This window comes from Methylomicrobium sp. Wu6 (genome assembly GCF_035916875.1).
In the GTDB taxonomy this organism is placed as follows: Bacteria; Pseudomonadota; Gammaproteobacteria; order Methylococcales; family Methylomonadaceae; genus Methylomicrobium.
Genome location: NZ_JAXUHN010000093.1, coordinates 1 through 13,936, shown reverse-complemented (window position 1 = coordinate 13,936; position 13,936 = coordinate 1). Strand labels below are relative to the sequence as shown.

The window sequence follows — 13,936 nt, the reverse complement described above, 5'->3', positions numbered from 1 at the left end:
CAAACATGCGTCATCGTTTTCTGATAGTTCTAATCGGGCAACCCTTGCCAACTCTGTTTCCTGCTGGTTCTAAAAAGCTTTTAGTTTAACGCCAATCAACTTTCTGCGAGACACTTATACAGGACTTTTAGTCGTAAAGAAATTCAGCAATCAGCAGATTCTAGGTAATTGCTCGCCGTTAAATAAGTCCATAATCCGGCTGACGCCCATGACGTTTTCCAGCGTGACCATGCCGCGAAGATGTGTCGATTTAACCTCGCCTATGCGGCATGCCTGTCGGCCAAGCGGATGCCTCCGCAAAACGGACAAGGCTTGTTCTGTCTGGGCCTCGGGAACGAATGCGATAAATGCGCCTTCATTGGCGATATAGACCGGGTCGAAACCTAAAATCTCGCAGGCGCTTTTGACATTGCTATTAATTGGCAGTGCGGCTTCGCTAATTTCGATGTGCTGCCGCGCCGTTGCGGCCAGTTCTATCAACGCGGCAGCCAGGCCGCCGCGTGTCAGGTCGCGCAGGCAATGGATGTCGATTCCGGCCGCCAGCAATTCCCTGACGAGTCCGGAAAGGTCGGCGCAATCGCTTTCGATTTGGTGCTCGAAATTCAAGCCTTCGCGTTCCAGCATCACCGCGATGCCATGCCGGGCCAGATCGCTGTTCAGCAGAATGCTGTCGCCTGCTTGGATGCGGCTTGGGATAATATCAATAGTATTGTCGACGAGGCCGATGCCGGCTGTATTGATGAAGACGCCGTCGCCTTTGCCCTTTTCTACGACCTTGGTGTCGCCGGTCACGATCAGCACGCCCGCCTGCTCGGCGGCGCGCCGCATCGATTCCATGATGCGTTGCAGGTCCTCGATCGGGAAACCTTCCTCGATGATCAGCGCACAGCTTAAATACAATGGCCTGGCACCGCTCATCGCCAGATCGTTCACGGTGCCGCAGACGGCCAGCTTGCCGATGTCGCCGCCGGGAAAAAACAGCGGCTTGACCACATACGAATCGGTCGTGAAGGCGATTTTGGAGCCGTTGATGGCGAATACCGCGCTATCGTGTTTCTGGTCCAGCAGCGGATTGCTGAACACCGGCTGGATCAGGGTGTCCAGCAATTGCTGCATCAGGCGGCCGCCACCGCCGTGCGCCATCACGATTCGATCGTATTGCAGAGGCAGCGGGCAGTTCAATTCGAGTTCAGACACGAGGATGGCCGCGGTAATGGAAATAGGCGGCGCAAGCGCCTTCGGAGGACACCATGGTCGCACCCAACGGTTGTTCGGGGGTGCAGCGGGTGCCGAACTCGGGGCATTGGGGCGGCTTGATCAGGCCCTGCAACACCGCACCGCTCCGGCAGAGGGCGGATTCCCGTGTGGCGATGCCTGCGACCAGAAACCGATGTTCGGCGTTCCAGTCGCGGTATTCGGCGTTTAACGCCAAACCGCTCTTGGCGATAGGGCCTAGCCCTCGCCAGCTGCGGTCGACGGTATCGAATACCTTTTGCAGCAAGGCTTGGGCGGGCAGGTTGCCTTGTGCTTTCACGACCCGGCTGTATTCGTTCTCGACTTCAAAGCGGCCCTCTTCCAGTTGTTTGACGGTCATATAGAGCCCTTGCAGCAGATCGACCGGCTCGAAACCGGTGATCACGATGGGAATCTTGTAGCGCGCGACAATCGGCAGATATTCAGGGGTACCCATGATCGAACACACATGCCCGGCTCCGAGAAAGCCCTGCACGGTGTTGCCGGGGGAGTTCAGCAGCGCTTCGATCACCGGCGGCACGCGAACATGGCAAACCAGCAGCGTAAAGTTTTCGAGGTGCAATTGCCTGGCCTGATAGGCCGCCAAAGCGGTGGCCGGCGCGGTGGTTTCAAAACCCACGCCGAAAAATACCACCTGTCGGTCCGGGTTTTGTCGCGCCAGGGCCAGCGCATCCAGGGGCGAATAGACGATGCGGATATCGGCTCCTTGCGCCTTCACGCCGAGCAGGTCGCTTTGGGAACCGGGGACGCGCAACATATCGCCGAAGGAACAGAATATCACTCCTGGCGTCTGCGCAATCGCCAGCGCCTTGTCGATGTATTCGATCGGAGTGACGCAGACCGGGCAACCGGGGCCGTGGATCAATTCGACCGCGCCGTCCAGCAACTGGTCAATGCCGTATTTGAGCGCGCTATGGGTTTGTCCGCCGCAGACTTCCATGATTTTCCAGGGTTGGCTCGCGGTCGATTTGATCGCCGCGACCAGCTTTTTGGCGGTGGCGGGGTCGCGGTATTCTTGCAGATATTTCATGAGTCTTCACTCGTCGCGTCCAGCACTCGAAAAGCCTGAAGGCTGGCTTGGGCTTCTTCCTCGTCCAGCACCGAGAGCGCGAATCCGGCATGGACGATCACGTAATCGCCGACCTTCGCTTCCGGAACATAGGCCAGGCTGATCTCCCTGATCACGCCGGAAAAATCGATCCGGCCGGTGCGCGCCAAGGGGTCGCTTGCGTTTGAAAGGTTGATGATGCATCCGGGAACGGCTAGGCACATAGATTTATCCGATATATTTTGCTGCATACAGTTGCCCGAGCGCCAGGCCACCGTCGTTCGGGGGTATTTTTTGGTGCCGGAACACCTGGAAGCCGGCGTTTGTCAGTTTGCTCTCAGCCTTTTCGACTAGGCAGGCATTCTGGAAACAGCCGCCGCTCAACACAATGGTCTGCTCCCCGGCGCGCCGGGCCACGGCCAGGATCATCTCAGCCAGCGTATTATGGAATTTTTTAGCTATCAATTCAGCATTGTGTTCAGGGATGTAAGCCAAAAGATGCTCGACTGTGTCTTGCCAGTCGATAACCAGCGGCTCACCGGCGATGATCCGGAAGGGATAAGATCCGTCGTATTCGCTTCTCGCCGCATAGCTTTCCAGCGCCATCGCCGCCTGGCCCTCGTATTGACTTACCTGGCAAAGCCCCAGCAGGCTGGCGACCGCATCGAACAGGCGGCCCGCGCTGGTGGTGCGCGGACAGTTGATCTGTTTCGCCAAGGCCGGGCGCATAAACTGCAATTCAGATTCGGAAAAAGGCAGCAAGTTCAGGTCGAATACGCGCTCACGATAGATTTCGTGAAGCAATCCCAGCGCGGAACGCCTGGGCTCCTGTATCGCTTTGCCGCCGCCGGGCAATGAAAATGGACGGAAATGGGCAAAACGCACAAAACCGTGGTTGTGAATCCGTAGAAACTCGCCGCCCCAGAGCGTGCGGTCGTCGCCGAGACCGTTGCCGTCCCAGGCGACGCCGAGCAAAGGCGGTTCCAAACCGTGTTCGGCCATGCAGGCCAGGATGTGCGCGTAATGATGCTGCACTTTGCCGATTACCGCCGGCTGCAATTGCCGTTCCGCAAACTGGCTGCTGCCGTAAGCGTCGTGCAGATCGCGCATCACTCTCTCAGGCTTGATCCGATAAAACTGTTGAAGATCGGCTAACGTGGCTTCGCATTGCCGTTGCGAGGCTTCGCAGTCGAGATCGCCAATATGCGGGCTCAGGATCATTTGCCGGTCATGACAGATGGCGATCGTGTTTTTTAAATGGCCGCCGACCGCCAGCGCATCGGGCAGCGCCGATTTCAGCATGACGGGCAAGGGAGCGTAACCCCTGGCGCGGCGCAGCACTGTCATTTTATCGCCTATCATCCGGACAATCGAATCGTCCAAGGGGCGTAGGATCGGCCGGTCATGGGTCAGAAACACATCGGCGATGCCGGAAAGCCGGCCTAAGGCCTGATCGTTGTCAATGCAGATCGGTTCGTCCTCTCGGTTGCCGCTGGTCGCGACGACCGGAGCGCCGAATTCGCGCAGCAGCAAATGATGCAGCGGCGCGTAGGCCAGCATCACGCCGAGCAGGTCGGTGCCGGGCGCTGCCGCATCTGCGACCGGCGCGCCTTCCCGTCTTTTCAGCAGCACGATCGGCGCGGCGGTTGAAGCCAGTGCCTGCTGTTCAAGATCGTTGATCGCACATAATTCTCGGGCCACCGCCAAATCGGCCACCATCAGCGCAAACGGTTTTTGCGGACGGTGTTTTCTAAAGCGCAGGCGTTCGATCGCAGCCTGATTGGCCGCGTCTACCCAGAGCTGAAAGCCGCCGATGCCCTTGATTGCGATAATCTTTCCTTCCCGTAAGTAATCGATCCCGGCGTGCAAGGCCTCGTCATGCGCGGGCAAATGCCTGCCAGCCGGGTCGAGCAGGCTCAAGACCGGCCCGCAGTTCGGGCAGGCGAGCGTTTGCGCGTGGAAGCGCCGGTTGTCGGCAGACCGGTAATCGCGGGCGCAGTCCGCGCATAGGGCGAAGCCGGCCATCGCCGAGCGCTCCCGGTCGTAAGGCAGGCTCTGCATGATGCTGTAACGCGGGCCGCAGTCCGTGCAGCTGGTGAACGGATAGCGGTAAAAGCGGCTGTCGGGATTGAATATATCGTTGATGCACTCCGCGCAGGCCGCGATGTCGGGCAAGACGTAGGCCGATTTGCCGCCTTCGACAGTGCTGGCTTTGATCTGAAAATCGCGGTAATTCGCGGGCGGCTGCTTGTCGACCGTGATCGAGACGATGCTGGCCAGCGGCGGCAACTGGCTGCGCAGGCTCTCAAGAAGTTGTTGCTGCAAGTCGGGCTCGCCTTCGATCGCAATCGTCAGCCCCTCGGCGGTATTGGCGACCCAGCCGTTTTGCCGGCACAGCCCCGCAAGGCGGGCGATAAACGGCCGCATGCCCACGCCCTGGACATAGCCTGTAATCGTAATGACAAGATGCTCGGTAATAATTTTGAAACCTGTTGAACTAATAACCGGATATTAATACTATTTAACCGCGATCTTGGATAAAAAATAAATAACCGTTTTAAAATCAGACCCAGCCAGGCAGTCCCCATGCGACAGTTCATTCAGAGTCTTGCAGCAAAACACGATTTTCGGCCGACGCACTTGCTGGAAATGTTAAGAGCGGTTCAGGCCCGCTACCATCATATTCCGGCCGATGCGGTCGAACTGCTGGCCGAAGCCTTGCGCATCCCGCGAACCCGAATCATCGACGCCACCGAATTCTACAGTTTTTTCTCGACTGATCCCAAGGGCCGTTATGAACTGCTGATCAGCGATTCGATCACCGACCATATGCTGGGCAAGCAGGAGTTGATGGCTTATCTGGCGGGTAAACTGGGCGTTGCGGTCGGCGCAGTCCGAGACGACGGCGTGGTGAGTCTGGACAACACTTCCTGCACCGGCATGTGCGACCAGGGGCCGGCAGGGCTGGTCAACGGCTACGTCTTGACCCGTCTCGACCGGAGCCGGATCGACCAAATCGCCGAACTGATTGACGGGGAAATTCCTCTGGAGGAATGGCCGGCGGAATTTTTTAATGTCGATGACAATATCCAGAAGTCGGGTTTATTGCTGGACAGCCCGGTTGAGCAAGGCGAAGCATTGAAGGCGGCGATCGCCAGAGGCTTGAAGGAAACCCTGACAGAAATCGACAAGTCGGGCCTGCGCGGGCGGGGCGGCGCAGGCTTCAAGACCGCAATGAAATGGCGCTTCTGCGCCGAAGAACAGCAAACCGAACGCTATGTGGTGTGCAATGCGGACGAGGGGGAGCCCGGCACCTTCAAGGACCGGGTGCTGCTGAATTCGTTCGCGGATCAGGTGTTCGAAGGCATGACCCTGTGCGCCGCGATCATCGGCGCGAAGCAGGGTTTTCTGTATTTGCGCGGCGAATATCTGCATCTTTACGATAAACTGCAAGCCGTTCTGGCTGCGCGCCGCGCGGCCGGACTGCTCGGAACGGGGATTTTGGGCGGGACAGTCGATTTCGACATCGAAATCCGCCTCGGCGCGGGTGCCTATATTTGCGGCGAGGAATCGGCCCTGATCGAATCCTTGGAAGGCAAAAGCGGCATCCCGCGCAACCGCCCGCCGTATCCGGTCACCAGCGGCTATCTCGGAAGGCCCACGGTCGTGAATAACGTCGAAACCTTCTTTGCGGCGTCCGCGATCGCGGTGCATGGCGGCGACTGGTTTGCGGCCTGCGGCACCGAAAAGTCGCAAGGCAGCAAGATTTTGAGCATCAGCGGCGATTGCGCCAGACCCGGAATTTACGAATACCCGTTCGGCACGACGGTCCGCACCATTCTGGATGACTGCGGCGCGAGCGACGTGTTCGGCGTGCAGGTCGGCGGGCCTTCCGGAACCTTCATTTCCGACCAGGAATTCGACCGCAAGCTGGCGTTCGAGGATCTGGCCACCGGAGGCTCGTTCATCGTCTTTAACCATAGCCGCGACATTCTCGCTATCGCACACAATTTCACCCATTTCTTCGCGCATGAAAGCTGCGGCTTCTGCACGCCTTGCCGGGTCGGCACATCGCTGCTGCGGAATCAGCTCGACAAGATCACAGGCGGCCACGGCTCGGCTGGCGACGTGGTCGCTCTGGAAGAAATTTGCCGCCTGATCAAGACCAACAGCCATTGCGGCCTCGGGCAAACGGCCGCGAACCCGGTGTTGACGACATTGGAACGTTATCCCGAGCTCTATCAAAGCCGCTTGAAGAAAATCAGTTACGAACCGGGCTTCGATCTCGACGGCGCGCTCGAAACCGCGCGGCGCATGGCGAACCGCAGCGATGCGGCGGCGCATTTGCAACAAACGGCGGCAGAACATGAGTAAAACGATCACGATCGACGGCAAGGCCATCCCTTTCACCGAGGGGCAAACGATCATGGAGGCCGCGACCGCGGCGGGCGTCTACATTCCGCATCTCTGCCATCATTCGGACTATACGCCGCACGGCAGCTGCAAGCTCTGCAACGTCAGGGTCAACGGCCGAATCTGCTCGGCCTGCACTTTCCCGGCGGCAGAAGGCCAGGATGTCCAAAACCACAGCGAGGAGCTGAATGCCGACCGGCGGCGGATCACCCAGATGCTGTTCGTCGAGGGTAACCATCTCTGTCCCGGCTGCGAAAAAACCGGCAACTGCCAGTTGCAGGCGGTCGCCTATCATCTGAACATGCTCGACAATCGTTTTCCGCATTTTTACGCGAAACGGAACATGGACGCCTCGCATCCGGACGTATTGATCGACCATAACCGCTGCATCTTCTGCACGCTGTGCGTGCGCGCGAGCCGGGAAAAAGACGGCAAGGACGTGTTCGCGATCAGCGGCCGCGGCATCAACAAGCATTTGATCGTGAACGCCGAAAGCGGCCTGTTGAAAGACACCGATCTCGAGGCGACCGATCAGGCCGCCAATATCTGCCCGACCGGCGCGATTCTGATCAAACGCACCGGCTACACGGTGCCGATCGGTGAGCGTGTGTATGACCATAGAGAGATCGATGAAGTCAGCCTTGCCGCATCCGGTTCCCTACCGATTGCGGCACTCTCGCCATCCCTGGCAGTCGGAACCGAGGGAGACGATCATGACCGCTAAAAAAATTCGCGTCGCCACCACCTCGTTGGCGGGCTGCTTCGGCTGCCACATGTCCTTCCTCGACATCGACGAGCGTATGCTGCAACTGGCCGAAGTCGTCGAATTCGACCGCTCGCCAATCACCGACATCGAACACTGCACGAATTGCGACATCGGCCTGATCGAAGGCGGCGTCTGCAACTCCGAAAACGTGCATGTGCTGCGCGAGTTCCGCAAGAACTGCAAGATCCTGGTCGCGGTCGGCGCCTGCGCGATCAACGGCGGCCTGCCGGCCTTGCGCAACTTCATCCCGCTCGAAGAATGCCTGCAGGAAGCCTATCTGGACGGCATCGGCGTCGAGAATCCGCAGATTCCGAGCGATCCCGAGCTGCCGTTGTTGCTGGACAAGGTGCGGCCGGTGCATGAAGTGGTCAAGATCGATTATTTCCTGCCCGGCTGCCCGCCGTCGGCGGATGTGTTCTGGAAATTCTTGACCGATTTGCTGGAAGGGCGTGAGCCGTCGCTGTCTTATGAGCTGGTGCATTATGATTAAGCGATCAGCGACGAAACCTGTATTGACATCGGTGCTGACATGTCCCGAGTGCGGATTTGAAAAACAGGAAATCATGCCGACCGATTCCTGTATTTATTTTTACCCATGTACGAATTGCCAGGCTTTATTAAAACCTAAGCAGGGCGATTGCTGCGTCTTTTGTTCATATGGAACGGTTGCCTGCCCGCCGAAACAATTGGGCGATACCTGTTGTTCTAGTTAAATATTAGAGAAGTCTATGTACGAACATTTAGAAACCGCCGAGAACAGCGAAAATCTGAAACGCGTCGCCGTCGATCCAGTCTCGCGCGTCGAAGGCCACGGCAAGGTTACGCTATTGCTCGACGAAAACAACCAGGTCAGGCAGGCGAGGCTGCATATTGTCGAATTCCGCGGTTTCGAGCGCTTCATCCAGGGGCGGCCTTACTGGGAGTTGCCGGTGCTGGTGCAGCGTTTGTGCGGTATCTGCCCGGTTAGCCATCATCTGGCCGCCGCCAAGGCGATCGACCAGCTGGTCGGCGTCGATCCTGACAATCTGACACCCAGCGCAACCAAATTAAGACGCCTGCTGCATTTCGGCCAGGTCCTGCAGTCGCATGCGCTGCATTTCTTTCATCTGTCCAGCCCGGACTTGCTGTTCGGCTTCGAAAGCGACATCGGCAAGCGCAACATCATCGCGGTGTTGAACGCCTATCCCGACATCGGCCTGCAGGGCGTCAAGCTGCGCAAGTACGGCCAGGAAGTGATCCGGATGGTGTCGGGCAAGCGCATTCACGGCACCGGCGCGATCGCCGGCGGCATGAACAAGTCGCTGACCAAGGCCGAGCGCGATTATTTACTGGAAGATGTCGATCAGATGATTCGATGGGCGGCGGATTCGGTCGCGCTGATCAAAAAGGTGCATTGCTCCAGCTTGCCTTTTTACGACGAGTTCGCGACGATACGCAGCAATTATCTGGGCCTGATCCAGCCGAACGGCGCGCTGGAGCTGTACCACGGCGGTATTCGCGCGAAAAACGATCAAGGCGAAACGATTCTGGATCATTTCGACTATTGCCGTTATAACGAGGCGATTCACGAAGAAGTCCGCTCCTGGTCGTACATGAAGTTTCCCTATCTGTTGTCCCTCGGCAAGGAAAATGGCTGGTACCGCGTCGGCCCGTTGGCACGGGTCAATAACTGCGACTTCATCGATACGCCGATGGCCGAGGCGGCGCGCCTGGAGTTCAAGGCGCACAGCAATGAAGCGATGGTGCACAGCACCCTGGCGTTTCACTGGGCGCGTCTGATCGAACTTTTGCATTGCGCCGAAAGCATCAAGATATTGCTGCACGATCCTGACATCATCGGGCAAGATTTGGTTACCCAGGGCGAAAAACGCTTCGAAGGCATCGGCGTAATCGAGGCGCCGCGCGGCACGCTGTTCCACCATTATCAGGTCGATGAAAACGACATCGTGACCAAGGCCAATCTGATCGTCTCGACCACCAGCAACAACATGGCGATGAACGAGTCGGTGCGGCAGGTGGCGGCGACGTATCTGTCCGGCCGCGAACTGACCGAACCGCTGTTGAACAACCTGGAAGTCGCGATACGCGCCTACGATCCGTGTCTGTCCTGCGCCACCCATGCGGTGGGCAAGATGCCGCTGCAGCTTGAGTTGATCGATGTCGAGGGCCAGCTGGTCGATAAACTGATCAAGCATAATGACGGCAGAATCGACCGAAATGCCTAAGCCCGTTCTGCTGTTGGCCTGCGGCAATCCGAGCCGGGGCGATGATGCGTTGGGGCCTTTGCTGCTGGAATTTGTCGAGGCGCATTGTGATTCGAGCGAAATCGAGCTGTTGACCGATTTTCAATTGCAGATCGAGCACGCGCTGGACCTGGAAAATCGGGAACTGGTCCTGTTTGTGGACGCTTCGGTAAGCTGTGCCGACCCTTTCGAGCTTACCGAGCTTGAACCGGCGCTGGACAGCAGTTATACGACCCACGCGATGAGTCCCGCGGCGGTGATGGCGGTTTACCGGTCGATCAAAAAACAGCCGTTGCCCCCGTGCTTTCTGCTCGGCATCAAAGGCGAGTCGTTCGAGCTTGGCGAGGGGGTGAGCGGAAATGCCGGGAAAAATCTGCAACAGGCTTGCCGGTTTGTCGAGGGCTTATTGGACAATCCCGATCTTGCGGTTTGGCGGCAATTGCTCCCTGGCCGGACGGGGCATGTTGCCCCGTCCGCAGGATTTCAGGGATGCATAGGAATATCGGCATCGTAAAATCGATGCGGGACGGGATTGCAAATCCCGTCCCGCGAGTCACTGCCATTCCCGTGAAAATCGATAAGCTCCCACGGGTGATTTTTTTGGAAGCAGTCGTCATGCATGAACTTTCATTGCTCGAAAACGTGCGCGAAATTCTCGAAAGCCACGCGCAGAGCCAGAACTTCGCCAAAGTTACCCGGGTGACTCTGGAGATCGGCAAGCTGTCCAGTGTGGAGCCGGAGGCGATGCGCTTCGGTTTCGATGTGGTGATGAAAGGCTCGTTGGCCGATGGGGCGGAACTGGTGATCACCGAAGCGAGCGGGATCGGGCTGTGCCGGCAATGCGGTCGTCAGTCGGTCATCGAAACCTTATACGATCCCTGCGCAGAGTGCGGCTGTCCTTATGTGGACGTCGTCCAGGGCGCGGAGATGAAAATTAAAGATTTGATAGTCATTTAGTTGCGGAATCATTATGTGCGGAATATGCGGTTGCGGCTCCACTGAGCCAAAACAGGCTCATCGATTCGTGTTGAGCCAGGGTCACCACCATCAACATGATCATGACGAGCCAGATACGGGGCGTATGGTCAAGATCGAGCAGGAACTGCTCGGCAAGAATAATGCGTACGCGATGCAAAACCGGTCGTATTTCAAGGACCATCATATTTTCGCGTTGAACCTGGTTTCGAGCCCCGGCGCAGGTAAAACGACCTTGCTGGTCGAAACGATCAAGGCCCTGAAAGGCCAGGTGCCGATCGCCGTGATCGAAGGTGACCAGCAGACCGAACACGACGCCGACCGTATCCGGGCCACAGGCACGCCGGCGGTACAGATCAACACCGGCCGCGCCTGCCATCTGGATGCGCACGGCGTCGGCCATGCAGTGATGGAACTGGGCGTGCAGGATAACAGCCTGTTGGCGATCGAAAATGTCGGCAATCTGGTCTGTCCGTCTTCTTTCGATTTGGGCGAGGCGCATAAAGTCGTGGTGCTGTCGGTGACCGAAGGCGACGACAAGCCGCTGAAATACCCGGACATGTTCCATGCGGCGGACTTAATGCTGATCAATAAAACCGATTTGCTGCCGTATGTCGATTTCGACATCGAACGCTGTAGCGATTACGCGCGACGGGTCAATCCGGATATCCGGATCATTCGTCTGTCGTCGACCAAGGGCGAAAATTTTTCGGCCTGGACGGATTGGCTTTTGGAGCAAATGCAAGCGCTTGTGTAAGGGGCTACGTCAGTAAGTTCAGGGAGTTCGTCATACCGCCGGACTATTGGCATCCAGAATACAGAGGAGTATTTGATGCCAGCCGTCCTTGGCTTTTTTCGTAATGTTATAAGAACAAACGGAACCACCATGAATGACACAGCAAAAAATGCTTCGCGGGGTTCCGTCTTATACCTTTCCCATGGCGGCGGCCCCTTGCCCTTGCTGGGAGACGGCGCCCACCGGGAGATGATCGCGGCTCTAAAAGAAATAGCACCTCTTCTTGGCAGCCCTTCGGCTATTGTAGTGGTCAGCGCGCACTGGGAAGAAGGCCGGCCGACCGTTACCGGCGGGGCGTCGCCTGGATTGATTTATGATTATTACGGGTTTCCGGAAGAATCTTATCGGATCGCGTATCCCGCACCCGGCGAGCCTGCACTGGCGAATAAAATAGCCGGTTTGCTGCAAAGCCATGGCTTTGACGCAAAACTTGATGAGCAGTGCGGTTTTGATCATGGTTTGTTCGTGCCGTTGAAGATTCTCTACCCGGAGGCGGCTATTCCATGCGTGCAACTGTCTCTGGTCAACAGTTTACGGCCAGATGAGCACATCCGCATCGGCAGGGCTTTAGCGGGGCTGACAAACGATAACATACTGGTTATCGGTTCCGGGTTTTCGTTTCATAATCTCAGGGCTTTTTTTGCGCCATCGACGCCGGAAGCGCGGTCGATGAATGAAGCCTTCGAGCAGTGGCTTGTCCTTACCTGCTCCAGTCGCGAAATAAGCGAAGCTGAACGGGAACGCCGGCTGGTGAATTGGGAGAATGCTCCGGCGGCAAGGTATTGCCACCCGAGAGAAGAACACCTGTTGCCCTTGCATGTTTGTTACGGCGTCGCTGGGTTGCCGGCAGGACAAGTCTTCAGGTTTGAAATCATGGGCAAAAAGGCGAGCGCCTATCTCTGGTAAAGCGGCTTCCTAAAGAAAAAGGAGGGTTAAGCATCGAAGGGTTCGCTGCAACACGTGATACGGAAATGCTCATAGGGTTTCGCCCACCCACCCCTCAAGGTATAAAGTCATTCTTCGGTGTCGCGTAATCCGTGGTAAATCTGGCTCCGATATTTCCGGATTTCACCGCGTTTCATTCGGGCTTGCTGATTGATAAGGCCAGGCGGCCATTATCGACCAATTCGATCCTGGCGCCCAGCGACCGGCTTTCCCTGTCCAGGACTTGCTCCAGCCAGGCAACATCATTAGATTGGGCATGATTCAAGCGGAAGCGTTTGATTTGCATCGGCGTCATCTTCAAGTTGACCAGCTTTCCTGTCGCCATGTCCAGAGTCACAAAATACATCAGAGAAAGATCGCCGCGGAATTCCTGGTAGCCTGAAATTCCCTCATAGTCGTTCAGAAAGTCGCCGCAGCCGTAGATAATCGGTTTGCCCCGGTAGACTTCGATGCCCATGGGATGGTGAGATGAGTGGCCATGCACCACGTCCACATGGGCCTGGTCTATCAGCCGGTGCGCAAATTCTCTGTGCGCATTCGGTATCTTGTAACCCCAGTTGCCGCCCCAGTGTATCGAGGCCACCACGCAATCGCCTTGCTGCTTGAGGGCCGAGATCCGCTTGGCGATACGGCTCACCGTGCTTTCGGACAAATCCGGCAGCAAGTTGACGCCGGGCTTGTCGCTCCGAGCTCTCCATCGTGAAGGGATACCGCTGCTTTCATCGCCGAAACCGAACACCAGTACGCGACCTTTCCCCGGCACTTCGATAATCGCCGGTGCTTCGGCTTCTGCCAGGTTTTGTCCCACCCCCGTGGCCTCCAGATGGGCGCCGGCTAACATCTTTAAAGTCTCCGTCAAGCCGTCATACCCCCAATCCAGGATATGGTTGTTGGCCAGCACGCAGCAGTCGATCTTCGCCGCCGTAATGCAGGGAATATTCTTCGGATGCATCCGATAATGGATGCCTTTGCCGGGCCAATATTCGGTGCTGGTCGTCACCGCCGTCTCGAGGTTGATGATGCGGGCATCGGGACCCGTGCGCCGGAGTTCCGCCAGCGCATCCCCCCAGATATAGGCAAAGTCGACCGGTTTCGGAATAGGACCATTGGCTTCCTCCGCGAGCTTCACATAGCCCAGGGCGGAGGTTAGATAAGATTCATAAATCCGCGGCTGAACAGGGTGAGGCAGCACCTGGTCGATCCCTCGGCCGGTCATCACATCGCCGCACAGAAACAGCGTGATTGTCTGGCTAGCAGGAGAAGTCGTCCGAGGTGGATGGCCTTGATCGGGCATCGTGTCCCTCCTGCCCGTTGCCGAACGCGCCTTATTCATCCCCAGCGCGACCGCCGTGAACCCGAATAATTTCAGGAAATCTCTTCTAGTGTCTAATTGCATAAGTTAGAGATTGTATTTTTGATCTGGCTGCCAACGACTTCGCGTTTCTTCCAAACGAAAGGTTGCGCTCCCGTGTTGTAGGCAGCAATGTATTTCTCCA

14 protein-coding genes and 1 pseudogene are annotated in these 13,936 nt (G+C 57.3%); 9 read left to right on the top strand and 6 right to left on the bottom strand.

Translation table 11 applies throughout. The features are described from left to right. Positions 1–150: 150 nt before the first annotated feature. The 4 genes from hypE to hypF are packed head-to-tail and all read right to left on the bottom strand — an operon-like array spanning position 151 to position 4,756. On the bottom strand, positions 151–1,197 hold the full coding sequence (gene hypE / locus U2W12_RS17955) for a hydrogenase expression/formation protein HypE (RefSeq protein WP_326502068.1): 1,047 nt from the start codon (positions 1,195–1,197) through the stop codon (positions 151–153). Beyond that, complete coding sequence (hypD, locus tag U2W12_RS17950) at positions 1,190–2,284, bottom strand: hydrogenase formation protein HypD (RefSeq protein WP_326502067.1); 1,095 nt, start codon at positions 2,282–2,284, stop codon at positions 1,190–1,192. Before hypD ends, hypE begins: the two co-directional genes overlap by 8 nt. After that, complete coding sequence (locus tag U2W12_RS17945; protein WP_326502066.1) at positions 2,281–2,526, bottom strand: HypC/HybG/HupF family hydrogenase formation chaperone; 246 nt, start codon at positions 2,524–2,526, stop codon at positions 2,281–2,283. The genes hypD and U2W12_RS17945 overlap by 4 nt, the downstream gene beginning before the upstream one ends. Before the next feature lie 4 nt (positions 2,527–2,530). After that, positions 2,531–4,756: a carbamoyltransferase HypF gene (gene hypF, locus U2W12_RS17940; protein WP_326502070.1), complete on the bottom strand. Its 2,226-nt coding sequence runs from the start codon at positions 4,754–4,756 to the stop codon at positions 2,531–2,533. Between the two features lie 132 nt (positions 4,757–4,888). On the opposite strand from hypF, the gene U2W12_RS17935 reads away from it, so the two are divergent. From U2W12_RS17935 to U2W12_RS17895, 9 genes are all read left to right on the top strand, one after another. Further along, positions 4,889–6,676 carry an NAD(P)H-dependent oxidoreductase subunit E gene (locus U2W12_RS17935; RefSeq protein WP_326502065.1) on the top strand — a complete coding sequence of 596 codons (1,788 nt, stop codon included), beginning with the start codon at positions 4,889–4,891 and terminating at the stop codon, positions 6,674–6,676. Next, on the top strand, positions 6,669–7,439 hold the full coding sequence (locus U2W12_RS17930) for a 2Fe-2S iron-sulfur cluster-binding protein (protein ID WP_326502064.1): 771 nt from the start codon (positions 6,669–6,671) through the stop codon (positions 7,437–7,439). Before U2W12_RS17935 ends, U2W12_RS17930 begins: the two co-directional genes overlap by 8 nt. Continuing rightward, positions 7,429–7,971, top strand: coding sequence for an NADP oxidoreductase (locus tag U2W12_RS17925; protein ID WP_326502063.1), 543 nt, complete (start codon positions 7,429–7,431; stop codon positions 7,969–7,971). The genes U2W12_RS17930 and U2W12_RS17925 overlap by 11 nt, the downstream gene beginning before the upstream one ends. Then, entirely contained in the window at positions 7,964–8,194 is a 231-nt protein-coding gene (locus U2W12_RS17920) for a GDCCVxC domain-containing (seleno)protein (RefSeq protein WP_326502069.1), read from the top strand. The genes U2W12_RS17925 and U2W12_RS17920 overlap by 8 nt, the downstream gene beginning before the upstream one ends. Positions 8,195–8,209: 15 nt before the next feature. After that, a complete protein-coding gene (locus U2W12_RS17915; RefSeq protein ID WP_326502062.1) occupies positions 8,210–9,706 on the top strand; it encodes a Ni/Fe hydrogenase subunit alpha in 1,497 nt (498 codons plus the stop codon). Further along, a complete protein-coding gene (locus U2W12_RS17910; protein WP_326502061.1) occupies positions 9,699–10,238 on the top strand; it encodes a hydrogenase maturation protease in 540 nt (179 codons plus the stop codon). Before U2W12_RS17915 ends, U2W12_RS17910 begins: the two co-directional genes overlap by 8 nt. Before the next feature lie 101 nt (positions 10,239–10,339). Continuing rightward, complete coding sequence (hypA, locus tag U2W12_RS17905; RefSeq protein ID WP_326502060.1) at positions 10,340–10,681, top strand: hydrogenase maturation nickel metallochaperone HypA; 342 nt, start codon at positions 10,340–10,342, stop codon at positions 10,679–10,681. Between the two features lie 13 nt (positions 10,682–10,694). Further along, positions 10,695–11,456: a hydrogenase nickel incorporation protein HypB gene (gene hypB, locus U2W12_RS17900; protein WP_326502059.1), complete on the top strand. Its 762-nt coding sequence runs from the start codon at positions 10,695–10,697 to the stop codon at positions 11,454–11,456. Positions 11,457–11,585: 129 nt separating this feature from the next. Beyond that, entirely contained in the window at positions 11,586–12,401 is an 816-nt protein-coding gene (locus tag U2W12_RS17895) for a class III extradiol ring-cleavage dioxygenase (protein WP_326502058.1), read from the top strand. Positions 12,402–12,573: 172 nt separating this feature from the next. On the opposite strand, the gene U2W12_RS17890 is transcribed toward U2W12_RS17895, so the two are convergent. Both U2W12_RS17890 and U2W12_RS17885 read right to left on the bottom strand, forming a co-directional pair. Further along, positions 12,574–13,734 (bottom strand): CapA family protein, encoded by a 1,161-nt coding sequence (locus U2W12_RS17890; RefSeq protein ID WP_326502057.1) that lies wholly within the window; start codon positions 13,732–13,734, stop codon positions 12,574–12,576. A gap of 92 nt (positions 13,735–13,826) precedes the next feature. Then, a pseudogene (locus tag U2W12_RS17885) lies at positions 13,827–13,936 on the bottom strand (IS630 family transposase); the annotation flags it as partial.

Bases quoted from the DNA above. Each gene is read 5' to 3' on its own strand.
- hypD (WP_326502067.1), bottom strand. From the start codon at position 2,284: ATGAAATATCTGCAAGAATACCGCGACCCCGCCACCGCCAAAAAGCTG.
- U2W12_RS17945 (WP_326502066.1), bottom strand. From the start codon at position 2,526: ATGTGCCTAGCCGTTCCCGGATGCATCATCAACCTTTCAAACGCAAGC.
- U2W12_RS17935 (WP_326502065.1), top strand. From the start codon at position 4,889: ATGCGACAGTTCATTCAGAGTCTTGCAGCAAAACACGATTTTCGGCCG.
- U2W12_RS17930 (WP_326502064.1), top strand. From the start codon at position 6,669: ATGAGTAAAACGATCACGATCGACGGCAAGGCCATCCCTTTCACCGAG.
- U2W12_RS17925 (WP_326502063.1), top strand. From the start codon at position 7,429: ATGACCGCTAAAAAAATTCGCGTCGCCACCACCTCGTTGGCGGGCTGC.
- U2W12_RS17920 (WP_326502069.1), top strand. From the start codon at position 7,964: ATGATTAAGCGATCAGCGACGAAACCTGTATTGACATCGGTGCTGACA.
- U2W12_RS17915 (WP_326502062.1), top strand. From the start codon at position 8,210: ATGTACGAACATTTAGAAACCGCCGAGAACAGCGAAAATCTGAAACGC.
- U2W12_RS17910 (WP_326502061.1), top strand. From the start codon at position 9,699: ATGCCTAAGCCCGTTCTGCTGTTGGCCTGCGGCAATCCGAGCCGGGGC.
- hypA (WP_326502060.1), top strand. From the start codon at position 10,340: ATGCATGAACTTTCATTGCTCGAAAACGTGCGCGAAATTCTCGAAAGC.
- hypB (WP_326502059.1), top strand. From the start codon at position 10,695: ATGTGCGGAATATGCGGTTGCGGCTCCACTGAGCCAAAACAGGCTCAT.
- U2W12_RS17895 (WP_326502058.1), top strand. From the start codon at position 11,586: ATGAATGACACAGCAAAAAATGCTTCGCGGGGTTCCGTCTTATACCTT.
- U2W12_RS17890 (WP_326502057.1), bottom strand. From the start codon at position 13,734: ATGCCCGATCAAGGCCATCCACCTCGGACGACTTCTCCTGCTAGCCAG.